Source organism: Paenibacillus sp. FSL H8-0079, assembly GCF_037991315.1.
Lineage (GTDB): Bacteria > Bacillota > Bacilli > Paenibacillales > Paenibacillaceae > Paenibacillus.
Window position 1 is genome coordinate 5,839,802 of record NZ_CP150300.1, and the last position, 21,736, is coordinate 5,861,537.

A 21,736-nucleotide genomic window follows, 5' to 3' on the forward strand; every position below is an offset into this window, starting at 1 on the left:
CTTATAATGGTACACATACAGAGCAAAGCAATGCATCCACAAATAAAGAAAAGCCCTTACTCGAAATGTCGTTCGAAAAAAGAGCAACTTTGATCGGCGGATGTCTTTCCAAATCATTCTTATCCCCAGTTTGCCCAAAATGTACATATTATACGCCAAACGTAGGCATAATAAGCCCGTTCGGCGTAAAAAAAGGTTGACATTTTTAGTTAGCTAAAGCCAAGTAGGGCATCTTAATACTGACATTTTACAATAATACCACGACCTGAATTTCAAGTCAATAGTCCTATTGCAAAAAAAATGATCCCCTGCTTACTTTACAAACTCGGATTTAGCTTTTAGTAGATGCTTCTTCCGCTTTCACCGCTTTAAAAATCCGATAGCCTTTATCCTTCGTCACTTCTTCCACTCGTCCAAACAAAGATTCCAATTTCGCTTTCGCCGATGGGGCACCTTGCTTCTTCTGAATGACAATCCATAACGAACCGCCTACCTTCAAATGACGATGTGCCTGTTCGAAAATAGCATGAACCGTTTCTTTTCCAGCCCGTATAGGCGGATTAGTCAGTACAGCGTCAAAATCTTGCTTTTTCACTTCAGCCAGTAGATTACTTTGTAATACCGTGACATTGCTAATTCTGTTCGCTTTTGCATTTTCCCTGGAAAGTTCAACGGCTCTCTCGTTGATATCGATCATGGTGACATGCCCATCCGGTACAAGTTTGGCTGCTGTAAGACCCATCGGTCCGTACCCGCAACCCACATCGAGAACATGAGCCCCTGTTGGCAGCTCTATCGCATCAATCAATACTCTGCTACCATAATCGATTCCATTTTTGGAAAATACACCGGCGTCAGTCACGAGTCGCAGACTGAATCCGCGAAGAACCGCTTCAGTTGCTTTGCGATCATGTGCTACTTGCGGTTTGTCCGAATAATAATGATTGGACATGTCCTCACTCACTTTCCATTTACAATTACAGCAACAAACCCCTTGATATAAGTCAAGGGGTTTGTTGTTTTGTTCATTTAGCTTGTAAAAGCTAAATTATTTAACTTCAACTGAAGCGCCTGCTTCTTCAAGCTTAGCTTTAACCGCTTCTGCTTCTTCTTTAGCAACTTTTTCTTTCAGTGCTTTTGGAGCATTGTCAACCAGTTCTTTTGCTTCTTTCAGGCCAAGACCTGTGATTTCGCGAACTGCTTTGATAACGTTGATTTTGGAAGCACCAGCGCTAGTCAAGATTACGTCGAACTCGGATTGCTCAGCTTCTGCAGCAGCAGCGCCTGCACCTGCAGCAGCTACTGGAGCTGCAGCAGTTACGCCGAATTCTTCTTCGATTGCTTTAACAAGATCGTTCAATTCCAGTACAGTCATGCCTTTGATTGCTTCCAAGATTTGCTCTTTACTCATGAGTGAACCTCCATATATAATATTATTTTTTTTAATTCATTTGCTACCTAAGCAGCGTTCAGATCAAGTTGCTTACGCGCCTTGTTCTTCTTTCTCTGCAACTGCTTTAACCGCAAGCGCGAAGTTGCGCACTGGCGCTTGAAGCACGCTGAGGAGCATGGAGAGAAGTCCATCGCGGGATGGCAATTCTGCCAACGCCTTAACTTCTTCTACTCCGATTACGCGACCTTCTACGACTGCACCTTTCAATTCCAGTGCATCGTTCTTTTTCGCGAAGTCGTTCAGAATTTTAGCTGGAGCGACAACGTCATCTACGCTGAATGCAATTGCAGTAGGACCTGTAAGAACACTATCGAGTTCTGTCAGTTCTGCTGCTGCAGCTGCACGGCGAAGCAACGAGTTTTTCAGCACTTGGAATTCGATCCCTGCTTCACGAAGTTGCTTACGCAACTCAGTTACTTGGGCAACGTTCAATCCGCGATAGTCAACTACAACAGTTGTAACGCTCTCGCGCAATTTTGCTGTTACTGCATCAACGGACTCTTGTTTTGCTTGAATCACTTTTGCGTTTGCCAATCTGTACACCTCCTGATCAAATTTATCCCATTAAGAAAAGCCTCCGTAGAATCACGAAGGCTTGATATATACTCATCATCGATTTGCATCGTTCTAAGTTCTATAATCACACCTCGGCAGGAAATTAAGCCAATTGGCACCTACTGTCTACGGCAAGCATATTCAAATGTCAACGGTCAGTCACTCGGACTCACAACTTTTATATCTTATCAAAACAGGACAAGCCTGTCAAGATTTATTATCTAAAAGCTGCTGCGTTCACGCGTGCGCCAGGGCCCATCGTGGAAGAAAGACTAACATTCTTCAGATAAACACCTTTTGCTGCCGCTGGTTTAGCACGATTCAGAGCTTCCATGAGAGCTTTAAAGTTCTCATTCAGTTGCTCAGAAGAGAAAGATGCTTTACCGATCGGTGCATGAATTTGACCTGCACGATCCAGACGATATTCGATTTTACCGGCTTTAATTTCTTGAACAGCCTTAGTTACATCGAAAGTTACCGTTCCGGCTTTAGGGTTAGGCATCAGACCTTTACCGCCGAGCAGTCGGCCCAATTTACCTACTTCACTCATCATATCTGGTGTCGCTACGCAGACGTCGAATTCGAACCAGCCCTGTTGGATTTTGTTGATCATGTCTGCATCACCAACATAGTCCGCGCCAGCCGCTTCCGCTTCTTTCGCTTTGTCACCTTTTGCAAATACCAATACGCGTTGTGTTTTACCTGTGCCGTGTGGCAAGACAACAACACCACGTACAGCCTGGTCTTGCTTACGAGGGTCTACACCCAAACGAACTGCTGCTTCGATTGTTTCATCGAATTTTGCAGTAGCTGCCTTTTTCACAAGCTCTACAGCTTCTGAAGGCTCGTAAGTTGCTTCGCTGTCAATCAGCTTAGCAGCTTCAAGGTATTTTTTACCGTGTTTAGCCATGTTTTATTCCTCCTTTGTGGTGTTAGCGGATATACCTCCCACATCAACCGGTCGCGAATCGACCGGTTTTACGAAGCCATGTTTCTTATGAAAATTAGTCTTCGATGGTGATACCCATGCTGCGGGCAGTACCTTCGACCATACGCATTGCGGACTCAACGTCTGCTGCATTCAGGTCAGGCATTTTTTGTTCTGCGATTTGACGAACCGCATCACGTTTAACAGTAGCAACTTTTTTCTTGTTCGGTTCGCCGGATCCTTTTTCAACTTTAGCTGCCACTTTCAACAGTACTGCTGCTGGTGGAGTTTTAGTGATGAAAGTAAAGGAACGGTCCTCGAATACAGAAATTTCAACTGGAATAATCAATCCCGCTTGATCAGCTGTACGAGCGTTGAATTCTTTACAGAATGCCATGATGTTGACACCTGCTTGACCCAAAGCCGGACCTACTGGTGGTGCTGGGTTTGCTTTACCTGCTGGAATCTGCAGTTTTACCATTTTAATAACTTTTTTCGCCATGATTGACACCTCCTTGCAAAATAGTGGTTAACGGGTTTTTCAACCCTCCCACAAGAAACTTGAAGAAACTAGATCTTCTCCACTTGTGTGTATTCCAACTCAAGCGGCGTTTCCCGTCCAAACATGTTCACGTGCACTTTCAACTTGCTTTTGTCTACCAAAATTTCTTCCACGGAGCCTACAAAATTCGCAAAAGGACCGACTTTAATACGTACGGATTCCTTAATTTCGAACTCAATTTTCGGCTTAGGTTCAACCATACCCATGTGCTTCAGAATTTGTTCCACTTCTTCAGGCAACAAAGCAGTAGGTTTGGACCCAGAACCTGTCGAACCGACAAATCCTGTAACCCCTGGTGTGTTGCGAACAACATACCAAGAATCATCCGTCTGTACCATTTCCACCAAGACATAACCGGGGTAAACTTTACGCATAACGGTTTTTTTCTTACCGTCCTTGTTTACCACTTCTTCTTCCATTGGAACAAGAACGCGGAATATCTTGTCTTCCATGCCCATAGACTCTACGCGTTTTTCCAAATTGGCCTTGACCTTGTTCTCATACCCTGAATAGGTATGAACGACGTACCATCTTTTTTCCATATCAAGCCACCGGAACCCTTCTTAAATAATCGCTTCGATCACAAAGGAGATGCCAATGTCAATGACCCAAAAAAACAGCGTCATAACCACAACAGTACCAAGTACGATCAATGTGTAGTTGGTCAGCTCTTTACGATTAGGCCAGCGAACTTTTTTAAGTTCAGCCCAGCTTTCTGTGAAAAAGGAAATCAGAGATTTGAAACTTCGTTTCACGCCGACACCTCCAAAAACTATCTGGTTTCGCGATGAGAAGTCTGCTCGTTACAAAACTTGCAAAATTTCTTCATCTCCATGCGGTCGGGGTGATTACGCTTGTTTTTTGTCGTAGTGTAATTTCTTTGTTTGCAGTTAGTACAAGCCAAAGTAATAATTACCCGCATGATGTACACCTCCCGAAGACTTCCACATTCAAGCAGAGTCTCTAAATTGATCCTGAAAAAAAGCCATAAATTTAGGCCTACCTAAAACACTTTATCACAAGGGTATAACCATGTCAATGAAAGAATAGCCTTTCATTCATTGGGTATTACTTCCGTACAACGTACTCTCGTTTCACATCTCTGTTTTTCTCTTCTCCTGCATGGACCGAGCGATTACTAGTATAAACATTCTTTGATTTTATAAACTTGAGACACTAAAAAAAGACTCAAACACCGAGCCTTTTCCGTCAACGACAACATGTGTTTAATTATCTCGAACTTCCAGGTACTTTTCAAGCTTGCGCTTCACACGCTGTAGTGCATTATCAATGGACTTCACATGTCTGTCCAAATCTACTGCAATCTCTTGATAAGATCTCCCGTCCAGATACAACATCAATACTTTACGTTCCAGATCACTCAGAATCTCGGACATTTTATCTTCCAGGCCCACAAACTCTTCCTGATTAATGATAAGTTCTTCCGGATCACTGACCTGGGTTCCACAAATCACATCGAGTAACGTACGATCAGACTCTTCGTCATAAATAGGCTTGTCCAGAGATACATAAGAATTAAGCGGAATATGTTTCTGACGTGTTGCTGTCTTAATCGCCGTGATGATCTGCCTTGTAATACACAGTTCAGCAAAAGCCTTGAACGAAGCCAGCTTGTCCCCTTTGAAATCTCGAATGGATTTGTAGAGGCCAATCATTCCTTCTTGAATAATATCTTCCCGGTCTGCCCCAATCAGAAAATAAGATCTTGCCTTGGCGCGTACAAAGTTACGATATTTGTTAATCAAAAACTCTAACGCTTCGCTTTCGCCTTCACGGAAAGCTTCGACAATGTCTTCGTCACTTTGGTAATCATACTTGGATAACATGATATCTTTGAGGTCGACACTCACAGACAATCCCTCCGGCTGCAACGCAAGGTACCCCGTTACTCTACTCTATGAAATATACGCTCAGTATATATGATGGCACCTCACACCGTCAACCACGCTCTGCCTAAAAAAGAACATCAATAACATAAATGTCAAGACTTTCAATATTCTAAATATTGTAAAAACGAGTTGTTATTCCCGCCGCCATCGCTCAAACTCTTTCAATACATCGGGACTTAACTTCCCCCCGAGAGTATTACGCGTTGTCTTCGCCTGATCTTCTTCCAGTCGTTTCTTTAATTCTTTTTCGTTCTGCTCGACTTCAATTAGCAATTCCCTTGCAGATATGCGTAGCGCTCCCTGTCCGAAAATGACATGTTGCTCTACCATATCGCTCGTAGCCACATAGATTTGGCGTCTTCGCATGCTTAGTTCCCGAACGAGTCTCTCAATGCATTCGTCTGCCGTCTCTTTTTCCTTTGTAAAATAAATCTGTACTTTGCTCTGTGTAAAGGATTTACCGAGTCCAGGCACGAGGTAGGCGTCAAACACAACAATGACCCGCCGGCCGGAGAACGCCTGATAGTCAGCGAGCCGAAAGAGAAGCCTGTTACGCGCCTCTTCGAGCCCACTTTCCGCCAGTCTGGTTAGCTCCGGCCAGTCACCAATCATGTTGTACCCGTCTACAAGAAGCACATCACGGGAATCAGCCATACCTTCTATTCCTGCACTTGACGCGAGCGGAGCACTTCATACATGACAACACCCGCTGCCACGGAAGCATTCAGGGAATTAATCTGACCTTGCATCGGTAATTTGATCAGTACATCGCATTTCTCACGAATGAGTCGTCCCATTCCCTTGTTTTCATTGCCGATTACCAATGCCACAGGGCCAGTAAAGACGCCGTTACCAAAGACACCTTCATGAGCAGTGACATCTGTCCCTACAACCCACACACCTTCTTCTTTAAGGCGATCGATAGTCTGCCCGAGATTACTTACACGAGCCACTGGTACGTACTCCACGGCGCCTGCTGACGTTTTAGATACAGTCACTGTTACCGCCGCCGAGCGACGTTTGGGTACAATGACGCCATGTGCACCCGTGCAGTCTGCTGTCCGCAAAATGGACCCCAGGTTATGAGGATCTTCAATCTCATCCAGCAGGATCAGGAAAGGATGCTCATTCTTCGCTTTTGCTGCGGCAAGAATGTCTTCTACCTCCACATAAGCGTAAGGTGCCGCTTGTGCGACTACCCCTTGATGCTGAATGCCTGGTACCGTTTGGTCCAACTTACGCTTGTCCACGTGTTGAATGACAATACCAAGTTTTTTAGCTTCCGAGATAATGGGTTGAGTCAGATGTTTCTGTGCTGTATCGGCAATCCATATTTTATTAATGGTCCGGCCTGAACGCAGCGCCTCCGTCACGGAGTGTTTACCGGCGATCCATTCTTCTTCCATCGTTGTTCGATCCTCTCTGTAATGCGTTGTTTTGTTGAAATTTCTATTTTTTTGTCGGTGATGGCGATTGTTGTTCCGCTTGCTCAATGCCAAGCCCGATCAGTTCAATCATGCGATCATGACGACCACTGCTGTAGAGGTAACCAATGAGACATTCAAAAGCCGTGGCATGTCTGTACTCCAGAACATCTGCATTTTTGGGGATACTGCCCGACTTGGCGTTCCGCCCTTGCCGGACGATGTCCCGTTCTTCTTCTGTCAGTGCAGCCTCAATCGTTGTAAGTATGCGGCTCTGTGCCTTCGCTGATACCAATCCGGTTGCACTACGGTGCAGATGATTGGGACGCATGTTCGCCTTCGACAACAGATATTGACGAACAGCCACCTCATATACCGCATCACCAATATAGGCCAGCGCAATAGGAGGAATCAACCTCGCAGGTCTGGAAGGGGGATATGGGAACCATCCTCCTTCTGTGCCCTGCTCCTGTTGTTTTGGTGTATTCAAATATTCCTCGCTCATTTGCGCCGCCATCTCATCCCCTGCGCTGTATCCTCAAGCAGGATGCCACGTGCAGACAATTCATCGCGAATTTCATCCGCTCTTGCCCAGTTTTTGGACTTACGCGCTTCGACACGCTCTTCAATCAGACGCTCTACTTCTTCATCCAAAAGTTCTGGCTCTGCGTCAGTATAGATGCGCAGAACAGCATTCAGTTCATTGAACAATTCGAGGAGTGCACGAATGTCAGCAGCATTGACTACTTCTTGCTGCAACAATTGGTTGGCTTCCCCTGCCCACTCAAACATAGCTGTAATTGCATCAGGTGTATTGAAATCGTCCTGCATCTTCTCGTGATACTGTTGACGAATCTGGTCGAGTCTTGCCGCAAAATCTGCTGAGATGTCCTGATCTACGGATACCGCATTCAGACGATGGTTCAGGTTACCTACAGCATTTGCAATCCGGTCCACACTGTTCTGTGCCTGCTCCATCGTATCATCCGTAAAGTTCAATGGATTGCGATAGTGGGTAGACAACATGAAATAACGAATTGCTTCGCGTTTATATTGATTCCGCAAGTCTTTAACGAGAACACCATTGCCGAGTGATTTCGACATTTTCTCGTTATCGATTCGGATAAAACCATTATGCATCCAGTAGTTGGCAAGCGGTTTACCTGTTAATACCTCGGATTGGGCGCATTCGCACTCATGGTGCGGGAACTGCAGATCCTGTCCGCCTCCGTGAATGTCCAGTGTATCCCCTAGGTATTCCCTAGCCATGGCGGAGCACTCAATATGCCAGCCTGGTCGACCATCGCCCCAAGGACTGGACCAGTAGATCTCACCTGGTTTGGCTGCCTTCCAGAGCACGAAATCTTCGGGATGCTCTTTACGCTCGTCCACACCTACACGGATTCCGAATTGCAACTCCTGCAGGTTTTGTTTCGAGAGTTTGCCATATTCGCTGAATTTGCCTGTGCGATAATAGACGTCACCACCATTTTCATATGCAAATCCCTTTTCAACCAACTCACGGATAAAATCAATAATGAGCGGCATGTTCTCTGTAACTCTCGGATTGCTGCTTGCCTTCGGAATACCCAGTCCTTCAAGGTCTTCATAATAGGCCGCAATAAACTTCTCCGCGACATGAGGGACGTCTGTTCCAAGTTGTTCTGCTTTGCGGATCAGCTTGTCGTCGACATCCGTGAAGTTCACCACATAGTTCACTTCATGTCCTATTTGTTCCAGGTACCCGCGAACCGTGTCGAAAAAGATAACCGGGCGTGCATTCCCGATATGAATGTAGTCATACACCGTTGGTCCGCACACATACATTTTTACTTTCCCCGGCTCTTGGGGAACAAAATCCTCTTTTGTACGACTCATCGTATTATAAATTTGAAGCGTCATGGTCACTTATCCTTTCATCCTATACTGCCTATATTTATTGTATCACGTATCACGCACAGTCTCATTTTCACGGGCATTCTGCAGTGTACGTATTTCTTGCTGCAATCGTTCGAGTTCTTGTTGCATGCTGCGCAAGGAGTCAACGACCGGATCGGGCAACTGCTGACTGAGGCGATCTACCCGTCGACCGTCCTGTTTAACAATTCTGCCCGGTATACCCACCACGGTACTGTTGGAAGGGACTTCCTTAAGCACAACGGAGTTAGCGCCAATGTTACATTGATCCCCCACGCTAAATGAACCCAGCACTTTGGCTCCGGATGAGATAACCACATTATTACCAATGGTCGGATGTCTCTTTCCTTTTTCTTTCCCTGTTCCGCCAAGGGTAACCCCCTGATAGATAACGACATCATCGCCAATCTCACATGTTTCTCCAATAACGACGCCCATTCCATGGTCAATAAACAACCGATTTCCGATCGTAGCTCCAGGGTGTATCTCAATTCCTGTCATAAAACGACTAACCTGCGAAATGAACCGGGCAACCGAGAACCATCTTCGCTTGTATAAAAAATGAGCGATCCGGTGTGCCCATATTGCATGCAGCCCTGAGTAGGTGAATACCACCTCAAACCATCCTCGGGCCGCCGGGTCGTTTTCAAACACCGCCTGGATATCTGATCTGATCTTCTTGAACATGCTCGTTCCCCTCTTGTTCAGGTTCCCGTCCTCCGGCTTACCGGACGGCGCGTTCCTTGGTAGTGTACTGCACACTCGCCTAAACAAAAAACGCCCCTGCAGCATTTAGCTGCAGAGGCGTTTATCGCGGTCCCACTCTGCTCGGTTCATTCTTAAATAGAATGAGCCCTCAAGCGGTTTGGTAACGGAAACCAATCGTCACAACCTATCCTAACGTTTTCCCTTGTCATGATCGACAAAGGCGGGGCTGGATTCGGCTGTGCAGCTCACGGGCGCATTTCGACTGATGGACAGTGGATGGTTCACAGCCACCGCAACCAAAGAAATCTCTCTTTGCTGCGGGACCATCCTCTCTGAATCTGTCCGGGTCAGTCTACTCCTCCCGATCTTTGCTGTTCTATTAGATAAATCATATCAATTATTCGTTGTGTTGTTATTATAGCGAAAAGGCCTCAGACTGACAACAGCCTCCTACGTAATCTATCCATCGTAGGACTGTGTTCAGATTCCAAATAAACGGAATGTCTTCGACTAAGATTATTTTACTTGTGCAAGCAAACGTTCGATCACCGTATCACGACCCAGAAGCACGATCGTTTGGTTCAGATCCCGTCCATGCGTCTGTCCAGTCAAGGCTACACGAATTGGCATAAAGAGCTGTTTGCCCTTAAAGCCGGTTTCTTTCTGTACTTCCTTGATCAATGCAGCCATTTTGCTTGGAGTAAACTCTTCGCTCGCCTGTACTTTATCCGCAAATGCCTTCAGTACAGTTGGCACCTGCTCCTCCGCAAGCACTGCTTCTCCTTCACTTTCAAGCTCCAGATTGGAACGGAAGAATACTTCCGACAATTTGACAATATCGGAGGCAGAATTCATCTGCTCTTGGTACAGGTGTACCAGAGTATAAGCCCATTCTTTTTGTTCAGCAGACAGCTCGGAAGAAATACGTCCAGCCTTTTGCAGATGCGGAATGGCCATTTCGGCAATACGTTCCGGGTCAGCATGTTTGATATAGTGGTTGTTCAAGTGCGCCAGCTTGTGGGTATCAAATACCGCAGGGCTCTTGGACAGACGTTTCGTATCAAAAATGGAGATCAGTTGCTCTTGCGAGAAGATCTCTTCTTCCCCTTCCGGCGACCAGCCGAGTAAGGAAATAAAGTTAAACATCGCTTCAGGCAAATAGCCGAGCTGATCATACTGCTCAATAAACTGGATAACAGACTCATCCCGTTTACTCAGCTTCTTGTGATTTTCATTCACGATCAACGTCATATGACCGAATTGCGGTGGCTCCCAGCCAAGCGCTTCATAGATCATCAGTTGACGCGGCGTGTTCGAGATGTGATCTTCCCCACGCAGGACGTGGGAGATCTTCATCAAGTGATCATCCACAGCAACGGCATAGTTGTATGTGGGAATGCCATCCTTTTTCACAATGACGAAGTCACCGGATTCCTTGCTGTTGAACGAGATTGTGCCTTTAACCATATCATCAAACGTATATGTGCGCTCTTCCGGCACACGGAAACGAATACTCGCTACGCGGCCTTCCGCTTCAAACGCACTAATTTGCTCTGGAGTCAGGTCACGGTGTTTGCCAGAATAACGCGGTGTTTCTCCACGTGCGGACTGTTCCTCGCGCTCTTGCTCCAATTCTTCTTCCGTGCAGAAGCAACGGTAAGCCAGACCTTTATCCAGCAATTCCTGCGTATATTTACGATAGAGGTCCAGACGTTCCGTTTGACGGTATGGTCCGTATTCTCCGCCCACGTCAATACTTTCGTCCCACTCAATTCCGAGCCATTTCAGGTATTTCAGTTGGCTTTCTTCACCACCGGCAATATTCCGTTTCACGTCCGTATCTTCAATACGAATAATGAATTTACCGTTATTATGTTTGGCATATAAATAGTTAAACAACGCCGTACGGGCATTCCCGATATGCAGGTGTCCCGTTGGGCTCGGCGCGTAACGCACACGAATATCCGTGCTCATATGATCCCCTCCGTCACTAATTGATTGATGATATCACACACGTACAAGGCAAACAACGGATTGAGCGGCAATGCCCTCTCCCCGTCCCGGGAATCCCAGTTGCTCTGTCGTTGTTGCTTTCACGTTCACCTGCGTTACATCCGCTTCCAGTGCCTTGGCAATAACCTCAGCCATCTGTGGGATATAAGGAGCCATCTTTGGCTTCTGGGCAATAATCGTTGAATCGATATTCCCTAGCTTATAGCCGCGATCCTTCACAAGCTGCCATACATGCTCCAGCAATTTCAGGCTGTCGGCATCTTTGAATTCCGGATCGGTATCCGGGAAGTGCTTTCCAATATCCCCAAGTGCCAGTGCACCCAAAATGGCATCACTGATCGCGTGCAACAGCACGTCTGCGTCCGAGTGACCCAGCAGACCTTTTTCATAAGGAATCGTTACTCCGCCAATAATACACGGGCGTCCCTCTACCAGCTGATGTACATCAAATCCCTGTCCTACACGTATCATCGCTTCTTCTCTCCCCCCAGCAAAAACGCAGCATATTTCAAATCTTCCGGCGTTGTTAATTTGATATTGGTATAATTGCCTTCCACAACCTTGACCGACATTCCCTGACGTTCAGCCAGCATGGCATCATCTGTTCCCAGAAATCCGTCCTGCTCAGCTGATTCGTAGGCGGAGAGCAGGGAAGAAAGACGAAAAGCCTGCGGGGTTTGAATGCTCCACAGACTGCTACGGTCTGGCGTCGCCGTAACGACTCCTTCCGCATTCACTTGTTTGATCGTATCCTTCACGGGAACCGCCAGTACAGCTGCTCCACCACCGGCTATGGCGGCCGCCATGCATCCCTTGATCTGCTCATGGTTCACAAAAGGACGTACCCCGTCGTGAACGAGAACCCAATCCGTCCCAAGTGCCTCAAGGCCTTTATGGACAGAATGTTGTCTCTCTTTCCCTCCGGGGATAACACGGACACGTGAATCCAGTTGGTATTCTTTTACCCAATCCTGGCAGCGTTCAACATCTGCGGTTCCTGTGACCAGCACCATCTCGCGGATCTCGTCCAGCACAGCAAATACCTCAAGCGTATGTATGAAAACGGGCTTGTCCTGCAGCAACAGAAACTGTTTGCTCTCGGTCGTCCCCATCCGGGTTCCGCGACCTGCTGCCACAATGACAACGCCCCACCCTTTATCCATGCCGCAATCCCTGCCTTGTCTGTCAGTTTATCGTCCAAAGATATACAATATCATTCAACGATACACTACCCATCATACCGCTTTATTGGGCTTTTTCCAACAGTTTCGGCTTGGCAAAAATCATTCGTCCCGCTGAAGTCTGCAACACACTGGTCACCAGCACTTCCATCATCATGCCGATATACTCGCGTCCGCCCTCCACAACGATCATGGTGCCATCATCCAGATAGGCTACACCTTGACCATGCTCCTTGCCATCCTTGATGATCTGCACCATGATCTCCTCACCTGGCAGAACAACCGGCTTAACCGCATTGGCGAGATCATTAATGTTCAACACAGATACACCTTGGAGTTCGCACACTTTGTTCAGGTTAAAGTCATTGGTGACCACTTTGCCCTGAAGCACTTTAGCCAGTTTAACCAGTTTGCTGTCCACCTCGGAGATTTCCTCGAAATCCCCCTCGTAAATCAGGACTTTTACATCAAGTTCCTTCTGGATTTTGTTCAAAATGTCCAGTCCACGCCGTCCTCTATTCCGCTTGAGCAGATCCGATGAATCAGCAATATGCTGTAACTCCTCCAGAACAAATTCCGGAATTACGATCGTACCTTCAATAAATCCGGTTTTGCATATATCAGCGATACGCCCATCGATAATAACACTGGTATCCAGAATTTTATGTTCTTCCATCCGTCTGTCCTCGTCCACCTCGGGATGACCCCATCGTCCAGACATCCAGAAGGCCCCCAGATCGTCTTTCTTCGCCATGGCAAGGGTATAACCGGAATAAGCACTAATCACCGTCAGCGCCACTTGTAGCACTTCTCCTGCCGTCCCCATCCATCCCACAACAGGGTAAAGTAACAAGGCCACGAGCAATCCTGCAACGGTACCTGCAGCACCTGCAGCCAATTCGTTCATAGGTACTTTTGCCAATGAATCAATTCCACTATGCAGCCTGTCTGCCATCAATGTTCCACCAATATTACATACAGCCATAAACATTACAGCTCCCAGCAGCGTCGATATACCAGCTCCCAGTAATCCTGCTGACTGAATCCACTCCGCCATCCATGGGACCGATTTTCCTGCCAGATGATATGCCGTGTAGCCGAACCATGCACCGCACAATCCTGTAAAAGTTAAAATGCCTTTTTTCCACATTAGTCCCTGCACCTCCTTCAATGTATCTTGATCTTTATATCCAGTATGATCCAATTCCTGAATTGCTAATCCCATCTGGAAGAACTTTTTGGAAATGTTGCAATCGTCAGTTGAAAGTAGGTAAATTATTGGCATATAATGAATTCAATTCATATCCCGAGGTGAGTGGCAAAATGAGTACGCTAAGTTTACAGGCTTTCCAGGATCAAGTTTCTGAACTGTTGTTGCGTCATCGCAGCCTGATTGATGTACTGTCCAAAACGGGACAAGCCGGAGCGTCTGTTAACCGTGCCGTGTCCAAAGCCATTACCGAATGCGGCTGCATCGAGCTGCACGCCACCAAGCAGAAATATGCCCCGGAGAGCGATATCGCTCAAACCAAGGGCCTGCTGGAAACGCATGTGGAAGGTGAGTTGTGTGAGAACTGCAGAGAGGTCATCAGCTCTGAGCTAGGGCGGAACCTGTTCTACATGTCGGCTCTCTGCAATCTGCTGGACATTAACATGGAAGAGGTCGTAAATCACGAATCACAGAAGTGTTCAACGTTAGGGATGTTTAATCTGTCGTAAGAAGATATGTATGTCGTCCGTAAGGGTTTCTTTTACCGTAAATAGATCTCAATAAACAAAAAGCACGCATTCTCCAGTTCAGGAGAGTACGTGCTTTCTTTGTATAGTGTCTGTCCCCAATGCTCAATGTTTAACGATCGGAAGGACGGGAAGATTTCTCATCCTTGCGCTTTTTGGCCCGACTACGCGAGGCCGCTGTTCGCACATTATGCTTCATTCCATACAAGGCGTATAACACCAGCGGAATAAAGATCAACTTGGATAACTGCTCTGGGAAAATAACGGCTACAGCTATGGCAAATAACACAACCCATGGCGCAATCCAGATTGCCTTGCGTGGCAAACCGACCTTTTTGAAATTGGGATATTTAAGCGAACTCACCATCAGATACGATAACAGCAATGTAGCAATCATCATGCTAACCGGGCCAATATCCTTATTGAACAAGGACAGTGTAGCCAGCACCCCGCCGGCTGCCGGAATCGGCAGACCTGTGAAGTACCCGGGGATTCCCGGACGAACATTAAACCGAGCCAGACGAATGGCTCCGCAGATCGGAAAAGCCGCTGTTGCGATCCAGGCGAGGATCGGCATTGAATCTTGAAACGACACCATAAATATGATCAGGGCTGGTGCTGCACCAAAGGAAACCATGTCAGACAAGGAATCCAGTTCCTTGCCGAATTCACTTTGGGCATTGAGTGCACGTGCCACTCGGCCATCCAGACCATCCAGCAGCATCGCTACAATGACCATAATGGCAGCCAAACTGTAATTTCCATCAATCGCAAGCAAAATTGCCATCATTCCAAGAAACAGATTACCCAGGGTAAAGAGATTCGGAATGAATCTGGTTAGCATCGTTGTTTCACCTCATCCATTTCAAGCCTTTATATAGGCAAACCCTTACATCTGTCTGTCGATAAACATTTGCTCCTGCAAACGTTTGAGGCCTTCCTTAATGGTCCGGGCACGAACTTCACCAATACCGTCCACTTCGTCCAGTTCTTCAATTGTAGCCATAATAACATGAGGCAATTGTTCGAATTGATCCACCAGATTATGGATAATGACATTGGGCAGGCGGGGGATCTTATTTAATACCCGGAATCCACGAGGGGCAACCGAATCCTCTGAAGTAGCCGCTGATGAAGGATAGCCGAGCAGACGGACAATATGATGTGCATCCAGCAACTCATCGTCCGACAATCTTTTCAGTCCCACGATAATTTCACGGATTTTGTCATCACTGTCGTCACGGGCATAGTCTTTATACAATAACCAGGCTTCTTCTTCCGTTGTACCCACGAGTTCTTCCATTTGCATGGAAATGAGTCGTCCCTCATTCCCGAGTTCATGAATGTATCGTTTGATTTCCGTTTTGATCCGCATCACCATTTCGGTACGCTGAATCACATTAACCACTTCAGGAATCGTCACCAGCTCCTCAAATTCAGAGGCACTCAGATTCGTAAGGGACTGTGTTAATACCGCTTTGTATTTCTCCAGGGTTTGAATCGCTTGATTCGCTTTGGTCAAAATAACCCCGATTTCCTTGAGGGAATAACGAAGTGTTCCCTGATACAAAGTAATGATATTCCGGCGCTGTGATATGGATACGACCAATTTACCCGTTTGCTTTGCTACACGCTCTGCCGTCCGGTGACGAATCCCCGTCTCTGATGAAGAGATCGAAGAGTCCGGGATTAACTGGGTATTGGCGTAAAGAATACGCTTCAAATCCTCGCTAAGAATAATGGCACCATCCATCTTGGCGAGTTCATACAGATAGTTCGGGGAGAAATCACAGTTAATCGAGAATCCCCCATCCACCACTTCCATTACTTCAGGGCTGTATCCTACAACAAGCAGTGCGCCCGTCTTGGCGCGCAGCACATTTTCCAGACCTTCGCGGAAAGGTGTACCTGGTGCGATCAGCCTTAACAATTCATTCATATTATCCAGTTGGCTCATATCTTTCATCTTGTTATGCCCCCTAATCTAAAGCAACCGCTAGTGCATCTGCCACGGTATTCACACCGATCAGTTGTATCCCGCGAGGATGTTTCCAGCCCTTTAAGCTTTTTTCTGGTAAAATGACTCGTTTGAAGCCCAGCTTTGCGGCTTCCTTCACTCGTTGTTCGGCCCGTGATACGGCTCGAACTTCACCTGTCAGACCGATCTCGCCAAAGATGACGTCGTCCGGCTTGGTCGGTACATCTCTCAAACTGGATGCAATGCTGACAGCAACCGCCAAATCTACAGCGGGCTCATCCAACCGTACTCCACCAGCCACGTTCAGATACGCATCCTGGGTCTGTAAAAACATCCCCATCCGTTTCTCCAGCACTGCAATGATCAGATTTAATCGATGGAGATCTACCCCTGTTGCCATACGGCGGGGAGAAGGAAAATGGGTCGTCGAGATCAACGCCTGCAATTCCACGAGCAGAGGACGTGTCCCCTCCATACTGGCAACTACCGTTGAACCTGCTACACCCAGTGGACGTTCCGACAAAAAGAGTTCGGACGGATTGCCCACTTCACGAAGTCCATCTTCGCCCATTTCAAAAATACCAATTTCATTGGTGGAACCAAAACGGTTCTTCACCGCACGCAACAGGCGATACGTATGATGCCGTTCTCCTTCAAAATAAAGCACGCAATCCACCATATGTTCTAACATACGTGGACCGGCAATGGCACCTTCTTTGGTAACATGCCCCACAAGAACCGTTGCAATGCCTCTGCCTTTGGCAATCCGCATGAACCTTGACGTACATTCCCTTACCTGTGCTACACTACCCGGCGCACTGGTAACTTCGGGAAGATATACCGTCTGAATGGAGTCGATGACAAGAAAATGCGGCTGGATCTGATCCACCGCTTCCTCTACACGTTCCATATTGGTTTCACACAGTACATACAACTCGGCAGAGAGTGCCCCGAGACGGTCCGCCCGCAATTTGGTTTGCTTGACTGATTCCTCTCCCGATACATATAAAACACGCAAACCCGAGTGCGTCAACGCATGGGACGTCTGCAACATCAACGTTGATTTACCGATACCTGGATCTCCGCCCACCAGAACGAGGGAACCTGGAACAATTCCGCCACCCAACACCCGGTTCAACTCTCCGATTCCAGTCTGTACACGCGGTTCCTGACCGCTATCTATATCTATGATAGGAAGCGGTTTATCTTTACTGTCAAACAGAGGAGAATTTCTCCCTTGTGTTTTGACCACCGTCTCTGTTTCTTCCACCATTGAATTCCATGACTGACAACCCGGACACTTACCGTACCACTTGGGGGCTTCATAGCCGCATTCCGTACATTGAAACTTGGTTTTAACTTTGGCCACTTCAGCACTCCTATAATTTAATTTTATAACAGCATTTTGCATTATTCGACGAATTTCACCCAAACTCCCTGACGTGCAGGGTTACTAAAAGTTTACCATTGTTTGAGATTTTTCGTAAAGGATTATCGCAAACTTTACACATGTTCCTGACATAATCATGTCCGTCTTCTGTCCAAAGTGCAAAAAATCCTCCCCGGCCGAAGCCGGGAAGGATTTGATTAAGGATTATGGATCAATACAAGCTGAAGTTTAACTCCAAAGCTTGCTAAATATTATTTAGTTTCGATTTCCTCATTGGACGGAACGACCACGTCTTTTTTCGTAACAGACAGTGCACCGTTCTCTTCGTCGATGAGCAATGAATCCCCTTTGGTTACGTTACCTGTGAGCAACTCTTCGGACAATTTGTCCTCGATATGCTTCTGGATTGCCCGACGAAGCGGACGCGCACCGTAAGCTGGATCAAAGCCTGACTTCGCAAGGAAAGACTTGGCATTGTCAGTGAGTTCGAAATCGACCTCATGTTCGAGCAGTCGTTTACGAAGTTCTTCACTCATAAGCGTAACAATTTCAGCGATGTGTTTTTCTTCAAGTGAGTGGAACACGATAATTTCATCAATCCGGTTAAGGAACTCTGGACGGAAGCTTTTCTTCAGCTCATCCATCACTTTCCCCTTCATGTTGTCATAATCTGCTCCTGCATCTACAACTGCAGTGAAGCCCAGTGTAGAGTTACGTTTGATCGCTTCGGCACCCACGTTGGATGTTAGAATGATCAGCGTATTGCGGAAGTCAACGACGCGACCTTTGGAATCCGTCAGACGACCATCCTCAAGCACTTGTAACAAGATATTGAATACTTCTGGATGTGCTTTCTCGATTTCATCGAGCAGGACTACGGAATATGGTTTACGACGAACTTTCTCTGTCAGCTGGCCACCTTCTTCGTACCCAACATATCCTGGAGGCGCTCCGACAAGTCGGGAAGTCGAGTGCTTCTCACCATACTCGGACATATCAATCCGGATTACTGCATTTTCATCGCCGAACATCGCTTCAGCCAGAGCACGAGCAAGTTCTGTTTTACCTACCCCTGTAGGGCCGAGGAAAATGAATGAACCCATCGGACGTTTTGGATCTTTAAGTCCCGCACGAGCACGACGAACCGCACGGCTGACAGACTTCACTGCCTCATCCTGACCGATGACACGTTCATGTAGAATAGACTCCAGATTCATCAGACGTTGTGTCTCTTCTTCTTTCAGTTGGTTCACAGGGATTCCAGTCCAGCTGGCTACCACTTGTGCGATATCCTCAGGAGTAACCTCGGAATCGGTGCGACCTTGTTTCTCTTTCCACTGGTTCTTCGTTACATCCAGCTCTTCACGGATTTTTTGTTCCGTATCACGCAGAGCTGCTGCTTTTTCGAACTCCTGACTTTGAACTGCAGCGTCTTTTTCCTTACGGATATCTTCCAGACGGCTTTCCAGTTGTTTCAGGTTTGGTGGGATCGTGTAAGAGTTCAATCTTACTTTGGAACCCGCTTCATCAATCAGGTCAATCGCTTTATCTGGCAGGAAACGGTCTGTAATGTAACGGTCAGACAGTTTAACCGCCTGCACAATTGCTTCGTCCGTAATTTTCACGCGGTGATGCGCCTCATAACGGTCACGCAGGCCGTGCAAGATTTGAATCGCTTCTTCCGGAGAAGGCTGATCTACAGTAATCGGTTGGAAACGACGCTCAAGCGCTGCATCCTTCTCGATGTATTTACGATACTCATCCAGCGTTGTTGCACCAATGCACTGCAATTCTCCACGGGCCAGAGCCGGTTTCAAAATGTTAGAAGCATCGATGGCACCTTCAGCTCCGCCTGCGCCAATCAAGGTATGCAATTCGTCGATAAACAGGACAATGTTACCTGCTTGGCGAATCTCATCCATGATTTTTTTCAGACGATCTTCAAACTCACCACGATATTTGGTTCCAGCGACTACTGAACCCATATCCAGGGTCATTACCCGTTTGTCGCGCAATGTTTCCGGAATCTCATTTGCAATGATTTTTTGTGCAAGGCCTTCAGCAATCGCTGTTTTACCTACACCTGGCTCACCGATCAATACCGGGTTGTTCTTCGTACGACGGCTGAGCACCTGGATGACACGTTCAATTTCTTTGCTACGTCCAATAACCGGGTCAAGGTTATTCTCTCTGGCGTATGCCGTGAGGTCACGTGCCAGACTGTCCAGCGTTGGTGTGCTGACATTGGCAGGTGTGCCATTATGGCTGGATACAGCTTCACTGCTACCAAGCAATTGCAGCACTTGTTGACGTGCTTTGTTCAGGCTAATTCCCAGGTTATTGAGCACACGTGCTGCAACACCTTCGCCTTCACGAATCAATCCGAGCAGGATATGCTCTGTGCCTACATAAGTGTGGCCCAATTTACGAGCTTCATCCATAGACAGTTCAATTACTTTTTTCGCACGTGGCGTATATGCAATGTTGGTAGGTTGCTCTTGGCCACGGCCAATTAGCGTTTCTACTTCATCCTGAATTTTTTCCAATCCGAGTCCCAGGCCGATCAGTGCTTTGGCTGCGATGCCTTCGCCTTCACGAATGAGGCCGAGCAAAATATGCTCAGTACCGATGTTATTATGACCGAGACGGACAGCTTCTTCCTGCGCGAGTGCGAGCACCTTTTGGGCCCGTTCCGTAAATCTTCCAAACATCATATCTCCTGCACCTCCATGGTTTTGGATAAAACGAGGGTCATATAATGAAATAACCGTCGTATTCTTCATATCATTTTTGTTTGCAGCCATGCTGCGAATAAAGTCATTCGGCATTTGTACATGCCTTATTATATAAAAGCCGCAATGCGGCATGAAACCATAATTCAATACTATATCAGGCTAAACTAGGACTGCTTCGCTGCATTGATCGTATCACGAATCAACTGAGCACGGTATATGTCACGCTCATCTGTGCGCATATCTTCCCCGAATGTTTTCTGCAAAAATCCCGGCTGTGTCATCACATTCAATTCATTCATTACCGTGATGGACAGTCCATCCAACAATCCGAGATCCACGCCAAGGCGTACATCCGATAAGCGCTGTGCAGCTTCCTTGGAATCAACAATAGCTGCATGAGACAATATGCCATAAGAACGCATGACCCGATCCGTAATCCGAAGTCTGGAGTCGGTAATTAACCGTTCTCTCGCTGTACGTTCATGACCAATCATCTGTAACACAACACCATGCAGGTTCTCGATGACTTCCTGTTCGGTCTGTCCCAAAGTAATCTGGTTCGAGATCTGGAACAGGTTACCCATCGCCTCGCTACCTTCACCGTATATCCCTCTTACCGTCAATCCCACTTGGGAAACTGCGGTTAGAATACGGCCAATCTGTTGTGTCATCACCAGGGCAGGCAAGTGCATCATGACCGATGCTCTGACGCCTGTACCTACATTGGTAGGGCAGCTGGTTAAGTATCCTCTGCGATCATCAAAAGCATAATCCACGTGCGCTTCAAAAGCATCATCTATTGCGGAAGCTTTCTCCCAGGCTTCTTTCACCTGAAACCCCGGATAGAGGCACTGGATACGAAGATGATCCTCTTCATTAATCATAATACTGACAGACTCATCCTCACTGAGAATAACCGCACCATTCCTGGATTCATTCGCAAGACTTGGACTGATGAGATGTTTCTCCACCAGCACCCGTTTGTCGAGTTCGTCAATATCGATCAGATCCAACGTATGAAAATCCCCAAAGGCATGAACGTCATCGTATTGAAGTACTTCGCTCAGCTTATTCAGCACCTCTTCCGATTGCTCATTGGAAGCCAGCATCGGAAACGGAACATGCTGAAGGTTGCGTGCAATCCGGACACGGCTGCTAATGACAATTTCGGAATCAGCCGCATCACTGCGCATCCAGTCGCTGAGCGCCTTCTCTGTAAAGCGCAGATTAGGCATTACGCATCCC

At 47.0% G+C, this 21,736-nt stretch carries 24 protein-coding genes and 1 other annotated feature; of the genes, 1 reads left to right on the plus strand and 23 read right to left on the minus strand.

Features of this window, described 5'->3' with window-relative positions:
- Nucleotides 1–331 precede the first annotated feature (331 nt).
- From MHI06_RS26240 to MHI06_RS26325, 18 genes are all read right to left on the minus strand, one after another.
- Nucleotides 332–952 carry a class I SAM-dependent methyltransferase gene (locus MHI06_RS26240; protein ID WP_340399569.1) on the minus strand — a complete coding sequence of 207 codons (621 nt, stop codon included), beginning with the start codon at nucleotides 950–952 and terminating at the stop codon, nucleotides 332–334.
- Nucleotides 953–1,048: 96 nt separating this feature from the next.
- On the minus strand, nucleotides 1,049–1,411 hold the full coding sequence (rplL, locus tag MHI06_RS26245) for a 50S ribosomal protein L7/L12 (RefSeq protein ID WP_169483039.1): 363 nt from the start codon (nucleotides 1,409–1,411) through the stop codon (nucleotides 1,049–1,051).
- 72 nt (nucleotides 1,412–1,483) lie between these two features.
- On the minus strand, nucleotides 1,484–1,987 hold the full coding sequence (rplJ, locus tag MHI06_RS26250; protein WP_017692064.1) for a 50S ribosomal protein L10: 504 nt from the start codon (nucleotides 1,985–1,987) through the stop codon (nucleotides 1,484–1,486).
- 23 nt (nucleotides 1,988–2,010) lie between these two features.
- Nucleotides 2,011–2,158: a sequence feature (ribosomal protein L10 leader region), on the minus strand.
- 67 nt (nucleotides 2,159–2,225) lie between these two features.
- A complete protein-coding gene (gene rplA, locus MHI06_RS26255) occupies nucleotides 2,226–2,918 on the minus strand; it encodes a 50S ribosomal protein L1 (protein WP_017692063.1) in 693 nt (230 codons plus the stop codon).
- 94 nt (nucleotides 2,919–3,012) lie between these two features.
- A complete protein-coding gene (gene rplK / locus MHI06_RS26260) occupies nucleotides 3,013–3,438 on the minus strand; it encodes a 50S ribosomal protein L11 (protein WP_056697655.1) in 426 nt (141 codons plus the stop codon).
- 68 nt (nucleotides 3,439–3,506) lie between these two features.
- A complete protein-coding gene (gene nusG, locus MHI06_RS26265) occupies nucleotides 3,507–4,040 on the minus strand; it encodes a transcription termination/antitermination protein NusG (protein ID WP_145336484.1) in 534 nt (177 codons plus the stop codon).
- Between the two features lie 21 nt (nucleotides 4,041–4,061).
- Entirely contained in the window at nucleotides 4,062–4,253 is a 192-nt protein-coding gene (secE, locus tag MHI06_RS26270) for a preprotein translocase subunit SecE (RefSeq protein WP_105406954.1), read from the minus strand.
- A 17-nt stretch (nucleotides 4,254–4,270) separates the two neighbouring features.
- The gene (rpmG, locus tag MHI06_RS26275) at nucleotides 4,271–4,420 is read right to left on the minus strand and encodes a 50S ribosomal protein L33 (RefSeq protein WP_072735843.1); all 150 of its coding nucleotides are present in this window, start codon (nucleotides 4,418–4,420) and stop codon (nucleotides 4,271–4,273) included.
- Nucleotides 4,421–4,724: 304 nt separating this feature from the next.
- Nucleotides 4,725–5,369, minus strand: coding sequence for an RNA polymerase sporulation sigma factor SigH (sigH, locus tag MHI06_RS26280; RefSeq protein WP_017692059.1), 645 nt, complete (start codon nucleotides 5,367–5,369; stop codon nucleotides 4,725–4,727).
- A gap of 171 nt (nucleotides 5,370–5,540) precedes the next feature.
- Nucleotides 5,541–6,062: an NYN domain-containing protein gene (locus tag MHI06_RS26285; protein WP_169483038.1), complete on the minus strand. Its 522-nt coding sequence runs from the start codon at nucleotides 6,060–6,062 to the stop codon at nucleotides 5,541–5,543.
- 5 nt (nucleotides 6,063–6,067) lie between these two features.
- Nucleotides 6,068–6,814, minus strand: a complete 747-nt coding sequence (rlmB, locus tag MHI06_RS26290; RefSeq protein ID WP_340399570.1) for a 23S rRNA (guanosine(2251)-2'-O)-methyltransferase RlmB — start codon at nucleotides 6,812–6,814, stop codon at nucleotides 6,068–6,070.
- 43 nt (nucleotides 6,815–6,857) lie between these two features.
- On the minus strand, nucleotides 6,858–7,337 hold the full coding sequence (locus tag MHI06_RS26295; protein ID WP_169483037.1) for a ribonuclease III domain-containing protein: 480 nt from the start codon (nucleotides 7,335–7,337) through the stop codon (nucleotides 6,858–6,860).
- On the minus strand, nucleotides 7,334–8,734 hold the full coding sequence (gene cysS, locus MHI06_RS26300; protein WP_169483036.1) for a cysteine--tRNA ligase: 1,401 nt from the start codon (nucleotides 8,732–8,734) through the stop codon (nucleotides 7,334–7,336). Before cysS ends, MHI06_RS26295 begins: the two co-directional genes overlap by 4 nt.
- Before the next feature lie 42 nt (nucleotides 8,735–8,776).
- Nucleotides 8,777–9,436: a serine O-acetyltransferase gene (gene cysE / locus MHI06_RS26305; protein ID WP_169483035.1), complete on the minus strand. Its 660-nt coding sequence runs from the start codon at nucleotides 9,434–9,436 to the stop codon at nucleotides 8,777–8,779.
- Between the two features lie 537 nt (nucleotides 9,437–9,973).
- The gene (gene gltX / locus MHI06_RS26310) at nucleotides 9,974–11,431 is read right to left on the minus strand and encodes a glutamate--tRNA ligase (protein WP_315371095.1); all 1,458 of its coding nucleotides are present in this window, start codon (nucleotides 11,429–11,431) and stop codon (nucleotides 9,974–9,976) included.
- Between the two features lie 33 nt (nucleotides 11,432–11,464).
- A complete protein-coding gene (gene ispF / locus MHI06_RS26315) occupies nucleotides 11,465–11,941 on the minus strand; it encodes a 2-C-methyl-D-erythritol 2,4-cyclodiphosphate synthase (protein ID WP_017692052.1) in 477 nt (158 codons plus the stop codon).
- Nucleotides 11,938–12,633, minus strand: coding sequence for a 2-C-methyl-D-erythritol 4-phosphate cytidylyltransferase (ispD, locus tag MHI06_RS26320; RefSeq protein WP_076320294.1), 696 nt, complete (start codon nucleotides 12,631–12,633; stop codon nucleotides 11,938–11,940). Before ispD ends, ispF begins: the two co-directional genes overlap by 4 nt.
- Nucleotides 12,634–12,715: 82 nt before the next feature.
- A complete protein-coding gene (locus MHI06_RS26325; protein WP_047841132.1) occupies nucleotides 12,716–13,801 on the minus strand; it encodes a PIN/TRAM domain-containing protein in 1,086 nt (361 codons plus the stop codon).
- Nucleotides 13,802–13,974: 173 nt separating this feature from the next.
- Between MHI06_RS26325 and MHI06_RS26330 the strand changes: the two genes are divergently transcribed.
- The gene (locus tag MHI06_RS26330) at nucleotides 13,975–14,370 is read left to right on the plus strand and encodes a hypothetical protein (protein WP_017692049.1); all 396 of its coding nucleotides are present in this window, start codon (nucleotides 13,975–13,977) and stop codon (nucleotides 14,368–14,370) included.
- 130 nt (nucleotides 14,371–14,500) lie between these two features.
- Here the strand turns inward: MHI06_RS26330 and pssA are convergent, their stop codons facing one another.
- The 5 genes from pssA to MHI06_RS26355 all read right to left on the minus strand — a co-directional run bounded on the left by pssA (nucleotide 14,501) and on the right by MHI06_RS26355 (nucleotide 21,726).
- Complete coding sequence (gene pssA / locus MHI06_RS26335) at nucleotides 14,501–15,232, minus strand: CDP-diacylglycerol--serine O-phosphatidyltransferase (protein ID WP_017692048.1); 732 nt, start codon at nucleotides 15,230–15,232, stop codon at nucleotides 14,501–14,503.
- A gap of 45 nt (nucleotides 15,233–15,277) precedes the next feature.
- Nucleotides 15,278–16,354, minus strand: coding sequence for a DNA integrity scanning diadenylate cyclase DisA (gene disA, locus MHI06_RS26340; RefSeq protein WP_047841130.1), 1,077 nt, complete (start codon nucleotides 16,352–16,354; stop codon nucleotides 15,278–15,280).
- 13 nt (nucleotides 16,355–16,367) lie between these two features.
- Nucleotides 16,368–17,735 (minus strand): DNA repair protein RadA, encoded by a 1,368-nt coding sequence (gene radA, locus MHI06_RS26345; protein ID WP_036671578.1) that lies wholly within the window; start codon nucleotides 17,733–17,735, stop codon nucleotides 16,368–16,370.
- Nucleotides 17,736–18,007: 272 nt separating this feature from the next.
- Nucleotides 18,008–20,470, minus strand: coding sequence for an ATP-dependent Clp protease ATP-binding subunit (locus MHI06_RS26350; protein ID WP_036607223.1), 2,463 nt, complete (start codon nucleotides 20,468–20,470; stop codon nucleotides 18,008–18,010).
- Between the two features lie 185 nt (nucleotides 20,471–20,655).
- Nucleotides 20,656–21,726, minus strand: coding sequence for a protein arginine kinase (locus MHI06_RS26355; protein ID WP_036607140.1), 1,071 nt, complete (start codon nucleotides 21,724–21,726; stop codon nucleotides 20,656–20,658).
- Nucleotides 21,727–21,736: the final 10 nt, after the last annotated feature.

Coding starts and splice junctions, on each gene's coding strand:
- rplA (WP_017692063.1), bottom strand. CDS start 2,918: ATGGCTAAACACGGTAAAAAATACCTTGAAGCTGCTAAGCTGATTGAC.
- rpmG (WP_072735843.1), bottom strand. CDS start 4,420: ATGCGGGTAATTATTACTTTGGCTTGTACTAACTGCAAACAAAGAAAT.
- MHI06_RS26350 (WP_036607223.1), bottom strand. CDS start 20,470: ATGATGTTTGGAAGATTTACGGAACGGGCCCAAAAGGTGCTCGCACTC.
- MHI06_RS26240 (WP_340399569.1), bottom strand. CDS start 952: ATGTCCAATCATTATTATTCGGACAAACCGCAAGTAGCACATGATCGC.
- nusG (WP_145336484.1), bottom strand. CDS start 4,040: ATGGAAAAAAGATGGTACGTCGTTCATACCTATTCAGGGTATGAGAAC.
- MHI06_RS26330 (WP_017692049.1), top strand. CDS start 13,975: ATGAGTACGCTAAGTTTACAGGCTTTCCAGGATCAAGTTTCTGAACTG.
- ispD (WP_076320294.1), bottom strand. CDS start 12,633: ATGGATAAAGGGTGGGGCGTTGTCATTGTGGCAGCAGGTCGCGGAACC.
- gltX (WP_315371095.1), bottom strand. CDS start 11,431: ATGAGCACGGATATTCGTGTGCGTTACGCGCCGAGCCCAACGGGACAC.
- rlmB (WP_340399570.1), bottom strand. CDS start 6,814: ATGGAAGAAGAATGGATCGCCGGTAAACACTCCGTGACGGAGGCGCTG.
- cysS (WP_169483036.1), bottom strand. CDS start 8,734: ATGACGCTTCAAATTTATAATACGATGAGTCGTACAAAAGAGGATTTT.
- MHI06_RS26295 (WP_169483037.1), bottom strand. CDS start 7,337: ATGAGCGAGGAATATTTGAATACACCAAAACAACAGGAGCAGGGCACA.
- MHI06_RS26355 (WP_036607140.1), bottom strand. CDS start 21,726: ATGCCTAATCTGCGCTTTACAGAGAAGGCGCTCAGCGACTGGATGCGC.
- disA (WP_047841130.1), bottom strand. CDS start 16,354: ATGAAAGATATGAGCCAACTGGATAATATGAATGAATTGTTAAGGCTG.
- pssA (WP_017692048.1), bottom strand. CDS start 15,232: ATGCTAACCAGATTCATTCCGAATCTCTTTACCCTGGGTAATCTGTTT.
- ispF (WP_017692052.1), bottom strand. CDS start 11,941: ATGATACGTGTAGGACAGGGATTTGATGTACATCAGCTGGTAGAGGGA.
- cysE (WP_169483035.1), bottom strand. CDS start 9,436: ATGTTCAAGAAGATCAGATCAGATATCCAGGCGGTGTTTGAAAACGAC.
- rplK (WP_056697655.1), bottom strand. CDS start 3,438: ATGGCGAAAAAAGTTATTAAAATGGTAAAACTGCAGATTCCAGCAGGT.
- rplL (WP_169483039.1), bottom strand. CDS start 1,411: ATGAGTAAAGAGCAAATCTTGGAAGCAATCAAAGGCATGACTGTACTG.
- MHI06_RS26285 (WP_169483038.1), bottom strand. CDS start 6,062: ATGGCTGATTCCCGTGATGTGCTTCTTGTAGACGGGTACAACATGATT.
- MHI06_RS26325 (WP_047841132.1), bottom strand. CDS start 13,801: ATGTGGAAAAAAGGCATTTTAACTTTTACAGGATTGTGCGGTGCATGG.